Source organism: Streptomyces roseochromogenus subsp. oscitans DS 12.976 (assembly GCF_000497445.1).
GTDB lineage: Bacteria > Actinomycetota > Actinomycetes > Streptomycetales > Streptomycetaceae > Streptomyces > Streptomyces oscitans.
On the sequence record NZ_CM002285.1, the window covers coordinates 3,583,192 to 3,586,871 of the forward strand.

Consider the following 3,680-nt stretch of genomic DNA (forward strand, 5'->3'; position numbering starts at 1 on the left):
ACTGCCGCGCCGGGGCCGGGGCGTCGCCGCCCGCGGCCCGGCCGCCGCCCTCCGGTCGCGCGGTGTCCCGCGTGATCCGCGGGAAGCGGCGGGTGATCCGCTGGGGCTGTTCCTCGCCGTGCTCCGTACCGCGGGTGACCGCCCCCGCGCTCTTCACTCCGCGGGTGACCGACCCCATACCCTTCGCTCCGCGGGTGACCGCCCCCGCGCGGGCGTCCTCAGCCGGCACTGCGCTCCGCCGCCTCGACCACGTTGACCAGCAGCTGCGCCCGGGTCATCGGGCCCACCCCGCCGGGGTTCGGAGAGATCCAGGCGGCCACCTCGGTCACGTCCGGGTGCACATCGCCGACGATCTTGCCCTCGGCGTTGCGCGAGACGCCGACGTCCAGGACGGCGGCGCCCGGCTTGACGTCCTCGGCGCGGATCAGATGCGGGAAGCCTGCGGCCGCGATGATGATGTCGGCCCGCTTCAGATGGGCGGACAGATCGCGGGTGCCGGTGTGGCACTGGGTCACGGTGGCGTTCTCGCTGCGCCGGGTGAGCAGCAGCGGCATCGGCCGCCCGATGGTCACGCCACGCCCGACGACCACGACCTCGGCGCCCTTGATCTCGACTCCGTGGGCTCGCAGCAGGCTGAGGATGCCGTTGGGGGTGCAGGGCAGCGGCGCCGGCTCGTTCAGCACCAGCCGCCCGAGGTTCATCGGGTGCAGGCCGTCGGCGTCCTTGGCCGGGTCCATCAGCTCCAGGATGCGGTTCTCGTCGATGCCCTTGGGCAGCGGCAGCTGGACGATGTAACCGGTGCAGGCCGGGTCCTCGTTCAGCTCGCGGACGACCGCCTCGATCTCCGCCTGGGTCGCGGTGGCCGGAAGTTCACGCTGGATGGAGGCGATGCCGACCTGCGCGCAGTCACGGTGCTTGCCGGCGACGTACTTCTGGCTGCCGGGGTCGTCCCCGACCAGGATCGTGCCGAGGCCGGGCGTGACGCCCTTCTCCTTCAGCGCCGCCACGCGGGCGGTCAGATCGGACTTGATCGCGGCTGCGGTGGCCTTGCCATCGAGAATCTGGGCGGTCATACCCCCATCCTCGCGGATGACCCGGCCCGGGTTCCAATCCGGGTGGCCGGACGACGTACCGCAATGTCAGCAGATGATCAATGATGTTGCACTTGCACAACACCTGGGTCGTCCGGCTGGACAAGTCGGTAACCGGTCAAGAACCATGAACAGCACAGTGCAGCGGGCAGCTCAACGGGGGGACGGACCGCATCTGTAGAAACTCTCCTCCGTGCAGTGCCGCTCCTCGTCCCCAGCACTCGAAAAACGGAGGAAATACCGCCATGAGCTTTGGCGACCCGAACAACCCCTACGGGGCCCCGCAGGGGCAGCAGCAGGGCTACGGCTACCCGCAGGGCCAGCAGCAGCCCGGATACGGCTACCCGGCCGCCCCGCCGGTCCAGCAGCCGTACGGCGCCGGCGCCCCGATGACGACCATGCCGGGCAACGTCAACACGGCCCGCGTGCTGCTGTGGGTGATCGTCGGTCTTCAGGTCATCGGCGTGGCGATATTCGCCATCGGTGCCGCGGCCATCGACAAGGTCAAGAAGGACAACTCCATCCCGGCGCTGTCCAACTACCCGGTGGGCGTGCTGTGGGCCTTCGCGGTGCTCGCGCTCGTGTGGCTGGTGTGGGCGGCCGTCCTGGCCTCGAAGTTCACCACCGGTGGCAACGGCCTGCGCGTCACGACGCTGGTCTTCGGCATCATCACCGCGGTGCTCGCCCTCTACCCGTTCACGATCGCGGGCATCATCCACCTTGTCCTCGGCATCCTGATCGCCTGCTTCGTCGGCGGAGCCAACGGCAAGGCCTGGTTCAACCGTCCGCGGTACTGAACCCGCCCGCGCGACAGAACAGTTCGCGCCATTCCGCGCCGAGGGCCGTGTCTCACCCGTCCAGGGGGAGGCACGGCCCCGGTGTCTCCCCCTAGTCTGACTGGCGTAGCCGTACCGGCCGGGGTGGCCGTCAGGCTCGGGGAGACGCACTTTGTACAGCATCATCGTCGTACCTCCGCCGTCCCCGGAGGACCGACCGCACCGCAACCAGATCCGGCTCGCCCCCGGTGAGCGCCTCACCTTCGGGCGGGCGTCCGGCAATGATCTGACGATCCCGCACGACGGGGTCTCACGCCGGGCGGGCGAGCTGAGCGCGCAGGGCGCGTTCTGGATACTGAGCAACCTGTCCGCGCACCAGACGTATGTCGTGGAGAACCCGGAAGGCGCCGGCGAGCACATCAAGGTCGGCCCGGGCCGGCTTGAGGCGCCCATCCCGTTCGAGTTCTCGCGGATCGTGCTGCCCGCCGCCGGTGACCTGCTGACCATCGAGGTGTGGGCGCCGCGCCACGACTACCTGCGCGACGGCGACGGACCCGACGGCGACCCCACCGCCCCCGCCTTCTCCGTCGACCGCACCAAGCGCTACTTCGCCGTCCTGGCCGCCCTGTGCGAACCCCGGCTGCGCGGCGACCCGCATGCCCCGCTGCCCACCGTCGACCAGGTCGTCGACCGGCTGCGCCCCGCCTGGCCGGCCGCCTCGCGCACCTCGGTGCAGTGGAACATCGACTACCTGGCCGTGAAGCTGCGGCTCAAGCCCGGCCCGGACACCGCGGACACCGGTCCCCGCCTCAACGGCAAGAAGGAGTCCCTGGTCTCCCTGGCACTCCGCTTCGACCTGGTGCGGGAGGACGATCTGCTCGTGCTGTCCGAATCCGGATCCCCGAGCCGGACGGCCCGGTGACCGAGCCGTACGCCGTGCCGGTGCCCAGGGGCTACCGGGTGGGCGTCTGGGAGGTCCGCGAGCCGATCGCGACGGGCGCCTTCGGCAGCGTGTACGGCGCCCGGCGCACCGGAGACGGTGAGGGTGAACTGCCGCGCACGGCCGCGCTGAAGTTCCTGCCCACCGGCACCGGCACCCCACGCCAGCTGGCCCACCTGCGCGAGCTCATCGAGCGCGAGGTCGACCTGCACCGCCGGCTCAGACGGCCCCGGCTGATCAGGATGTACGAGACCCTCGTCGTCGACGACCCGGCCCGCCCCGAACTCGACGGCGCCACCGTCCTCGTACTGGAGAAGGCGGCACACTCCGTGTCCGCGCTGCTGGACACGGAACCCCGCCCGGCCGCCGGTCCCGCCCTCCTCGCGCAGATCTGCGAGGGCCTGGCCCAGTTGCACCACGCCGGCTGGGTGCACGGCGACCTGAAACCAGCCAACGTACTGCTGATGAAGGACGGTTCGGCGCGGCTGACCGACTTCAACATGGCGGCGGAGCTGGAGGGCACGCACGCGTACACGCCCGCCTTCTCCACGCCCGACTACACGCCCCCCGAACTCCTCTGGTCGGAGATCGGCGAACGCGGCCGCCGTATCCGCCCGTCGGCGGACGTCTGGGCCTTCGGTGTCCTGGCGCATCTGGTCCTGACGGACTCCTTCCCCCTCCCCGGAGGCACTCCGACCGCCCGCCGCGACGCGGCCGCCGCGTACGCCCGCGGCACCGACGAACTGCGTCTGTCGCCGGAACTCCCGGACGCCTGGCGGGAGATCGTGCGGGACTGTCTGGCCCGTACGCACGCCGACCGTATCGGCACGGACGCGCTGTTGCGCCGTGTCGAGTCGGCCGCCGGGACGGGTC

4 protein-coding genes and 1 pseudogene are annotated in these 3,680 nt (G+C 71.1%); 3 read left to right on the forward strand and 2 right to left on the reverse strand.

Annotated features, from left to right (window positions below; all coding sequences use genetic code 11):
• Together M878_RS000000101830 and M878_RS65190 are read right to left on the reverse strand one after the other, a co-directional pair.
• A pseudogene (locus M878_RS000000101830) lies at nt 1-178 on the reverse strand (DUF3017 domain-containing protein); the annotation flags it as partial.
• Nucleotides 179-218: 40 nt separating this feature from the next.
• Nucleotides 219-1,073 carry a bifunctional methylenetetrahydrofolate dehydrogenase/methenyltetrahydrofolate cyclohydrolase gene (locus M878_RS65190; RefSeq protein ID WP_023547268.1) on the reverse strand — a complete coding sequence of 285 codons (855 nt, stop codon included), beginning with the start codon at nt 1,071-1,073 and terminating at the stop codon, nt 219-221.
• Between the two features lie 263 nt (nt 1,074-1,336).
• On the opposite strand from M878_RS65190, the gene M878_RS65195 reads away from it, so the two are divergent.
• The 3 genes from M878_RS65195 to M878_RS47950 all read left to right on the forward strand — a co-directional run.
• On the forward strand, nt 1,337-1,888 hold the full coding sequence (locus tag M878_RS65195) for a hypothetical protein (RefSeq protein WP_023547269.1): 552 nt from the start codon (nt 1,337-1,339) through the stop codon (nt 1,886-1,888).
• 151 nt (nt 1,889-2,039) lie between these two features.
• Nucleotides 2,040-2,789: an FHA domain-containing protein gene (locus M878_RS65200; RefSeq protein ID WP_023547270.1), complete on the forward strand. Its 750-nt coding sequence runs from the start codon at nt 2,040-2,042 to the stop codon at nt 2,787-2,789.
• On the forward strand, nt 2,786-3,680 hold an 895-nt coding region (locus M878_RS47950), incomplete at its 3' end, for a protein kinase domain-containing protein (protein ID WP_023547271.1). The genes M878_RS65200 and M878_RS47950, both read left to right, overlap by 4 nt.

What these genes read in the sequence shown, in the direction of transcription:
- M878_RS65190 (WP_023547268.1), bottom strand. Translation starts at nt 1,073, where the DNA reads ATGACCGCCCAGATTCTCGATGGCAAGGCCACCGCAGCCGCGATCAAG.
- M878_RS65195 (WP_023547269.1), top strand. Translation starts at nt 1,337, where the DNA reads ATGAGCTTTGGCGACCCGAACAACCCCTACGGGGCCCCGCAGGGGCAG.